The sequence below is a fragment of the Nostoc sp. 'Peltigera membranacea cyanobiont' 232 genome (assembly GCF_002245985.1).
GTDB lineage: Bacteria > Cyanobacteriota > Cyanobacteriia > Cyanobacteriales > Nostocaceae > Nostoc.
On sequence record NZ_NOLK01000370.1, the window covers coordinates 1 to 1,671 of the forward strand.

The window sequence follows — 1,671 nt, forward strand, 5'->3', positions numbered from 1 at the left end:
CTCAATGGCGATCGCAGTATTACATCAAGGACAATTGCCTATCCCATCCCTGAACCTTCACTGTTCAATAGCTTTAAAATCTGTAGTGCCTATTCCGCATAGCTTAGAGCTTTTCTTAGTGCCATTCGGCCCAGTTCCCTTCTTTACCTACCGCGAGATAGACCCAATTATCCTTGGTACACCCCTCACTGTACCGAAGAAGTAACAAGTAAAAAGGCAATCATAGAAGAATTTATCCTCTTGCTTTTAACTTTTGACTTGGAGAAGACATCCCACACAAATAACGGAGAAATATGCAACTTCACTTAATAGCATATTTCTTCAATTATCTCATGCAAAATTAACACAGATTAATATGAATAATTATCTGTTTGCAACTGCTAAAACTAAGACTGTTAGAGAAGTAAAAGCTGCTCATAAAAATAGCAATACTGACTTTAGTAAATATACAGATAAGCTCATGTCACCTCAAGGTTTACTACTTGCAGGGGGAATTGGCTTAATGTTGCTTTTACAGCTTTTTAGTAACGGTAAAAAAGGCAAGCTTGCTACTAGCTATTGGGGTGGAGCAAAGGAAACTGCCCAAGCTAAGAAAAAAGCCTTGAAGCAAATCTTAGCTCCTAAGTGTGATAGTGCCAGCCTGTATATCGGAGTACATAGATACAAGGGTCAAAAATCACCCAAGGGGAGTGGGGGAGTACCAGTTTATGTACCCGATGTCCAACGCGGAACTGCTGTAATTGGCGCACCTGGTAGCGGTAAATCATTCTCGGCTATCAACCCGATGATTTACTCAGCAATTGACCAAGGCTTTGGTATAGTACTATACGATTTTAAGTATGCCAGTCAAGCCAAAATCGCCAGTTATGCCAAATCAAAAGGGTATGACGTACACGTATTTGCACCGGGATTCCCCGAATCGGAGGTATGTAACCCAATCGATTTTTTACGCGACAGTAGCGATGCTGAGACTGCACGGCAGTTAGCTACGGTTATTAACAAGAACTTCCGCCTGTTGGGTAATGCGTCTGAGGATGCATTCTTTGGCCCTGCGGGCGACCAGTTGACGCAGGCTATTTGAATGCTAACTAAAGAGTTTGGCGATCGCGCTGATATTATGACGGCTGCGGCAATACTTTCCAGCGAGAAGATGGTCGAACGCTTGATGGCAGCAGCACTAAACCCCTGGATTAAGATAGCTTTTGGTCAATTATTTAGTTCGGCTGGCTCTGAAAAAACGAACAAGAAAACGATAATAAGTGGGATAAAGTCATTAAGGAGCTTGCTAGGAAAAGTACCCAGAAAAAGCCCACACAGGAAGATTTAGATTTGCGAGTCAAGGAAGTAGATCGGAAGTTTCCTATCCCACAAGCACCCGTACAAGCAGGCAATGCACCGTTACCTGTTGATGCATACAAGAGCTTTTTTTAAAAATGATACAATGTAGCGTCAAAGACGAAAATATCACTCAGAGAAAAATAATTCAGCTAATAAATAATTATCACCAAAAAGGTCAATTAATTAGTTCACATCAAGTAAATAGCCAGGGTTAGCGCATCTCAAACTCTATTGACAGTTGGATTCTAGCAGAGAGTTAAGTTTGAGAAAGCCGCCGTCAAAACGGAAAGCATATACTGATCATTCATAGCGGCTCGCCGAGACTTTTGGCGA

Annotated in this window: 1 protein-coding gene and 1 pseudogene; both read left to right on the forward strand. The window is 41.8% G+C overall.

All coding sequences use genetic code 11. The annotated features are described in order from the left end of the window. The coding region (locus tag CDG79_RS41935) for a hypothetical protein (RefSeq protein ID WP_143855753.1) at positions 1 to 205 on the forward strand (205 nt) is incomplete at its 5' end. 150 nt (positions 206 to 355) lie between these two features. Then, positions 356 to 1,288 (forward strand): annotated as a pseudogene (locus CDG79_RS40385) (type IV secretory system conjugative DNA transfer family protein); the annotation flags it as partial. Between the last annotated feature and the right edge of the window lie 383 nt (positions 1,289 to 1,671).